This window comes from Streptomyces albospinus, from assembly GCF_014648695.1.
Taxonomy (GTDB): domain Bacteria; phylum Actinomycetota; class Actinomycetes; order Streptomycetales; family Streptomycetaceae; genus Streptomyces; species Streptomyces albospinus.
Genome location: NZ_BMRP01000134.1, coordinates 1 through 1,355 on the forward strand (window position 1 = coordinate 1; position 1,355 = coordinate 1,355).

Genomic DNA, 1,355 nt, shown 5'->3' on the forward strand with positions numbered 1-1,355 from the left:
TCGGGTGGTGGTGTGGTTTCGGGTGGGCGTCTGGCTGTGTTGTTCACGGGTCAGGGTGCTCAGCGTGTGGGGATGGGCCGGGAGTTGTATGGGCGGTTCCCGGTGTTCGCGGCGGCGTTCGATGCGGTGTGTGCCGCGTTGGATGGTCATGTGTCGCGTCCGTTGACGGAGGTGTGGTCGGACGGGGAGTTGCTGGATCGGACGGAGTTCGCGCAGCCGGCGTTGTTCGCGGTTGAGGTGGCGTTGTTCCGGTTGGTGGAGTCGTGGGGTGTGCGGCCGGAGTTTGTGTCGGGTCATTCGGTGGGTGAGCTGGCGGCGGCGCATGTTGCGGGCGTTTTGTCGCTGGGGGATGCGGCGCGGTTGGTGGCTGCGCGTGGCCGGTTGATGCAGCAGTTGCCGGCTGGCGGGGTGATGGTGGCGGTGCAGGCGGCGGAGGAGGAAGTTCTTCCGCTGTTGGTGCCGGGTGTGGATCTGGCGGCGGTGAACGGTCCGGGTGCGGTGGTGGTGTCAGGTCGTGAGGCTGAAGTCGCGCTTGTGGAGCGGCATTTCGCGGGCCTGGGGCGTAAGACCCGTCGCCTGACGGTGAGTCATGCGTTTCATTCGTCGTTGATGGACGGGATGCTGGAGGAGTTCCGGGAAGTTGCCGAGCAGCTGGAGTATGGGGCACCGCGGGTTGCGTTGGTGTCGAATCTGGCGGGTGGTGATCCGGCTTCGGCTGAGCACTGGGTGCGGCATGTCCGTGAGGAGGTGCGTTTCGCCGATGGTGTGCGCGGGTTGCGGGAGCTGGGGGCGACGACGTTTTTGGAGCTGGGGCCAGATGGTGTGCTGACGGCGTTGGCACGGGACGTCCTGGACAGCGACGCTGACGCTGACGTGGCGTGTGTGGCCGTGATGCGTCGGGGTCGCTCGGAGGTGGCGACGGCGCTGTCGGCGCTGGGTGAGGTGTGGTCGCGCGGGGCCGCTGTGGACTGGTCAGAGCTCTTCCCGGGCGGCCGGCTGGTGGATCTGCCCTCGTACGCCTTCCAGCGCGAGCGGTACTGGCTGGATGCCCCGGTGGGTGTGGGGGATGTGTCGGCGCTGGGACTGCGCGACGGTGGGCATCCGTTCTTCGGTGCGATGACCGGTCTGCCGGATGGCGGTGTGCTGCTGAACGGCCGCCTGGATCTGCGGTCGCACGGGTGGCTGGGTGGCCATGTGATCCGGGGGCGGGTGCTGGTTCCGGGTGCTGCGATGGTGGAGATGGTGGCGGAGGCCGGTGCACGAGTGGGTGCCGGTCGGGTCGGCGAACTGACACTGGAATCACCGCTGGAGCTTCCCGCTGCGCAGGGTGTCCGGTTGCAGGTCGTGGTGGGCGC

General features: G+C 68.0%; 1 protein-coding gene. It reads left to right on the plus strand.

The genetic code is table 11. The annotated features are described in order from the left end of the window. Positions 1–72 precede the first annotated feature (72 nt). Positions 73–1,355: acyltransferase domain-containing protein (locus tag IEZ17_RS41615; RefSeq protein WP_189308828.1), on the plus strand; the 1,283-nt coding region annotated here is incomplete at its 3' end.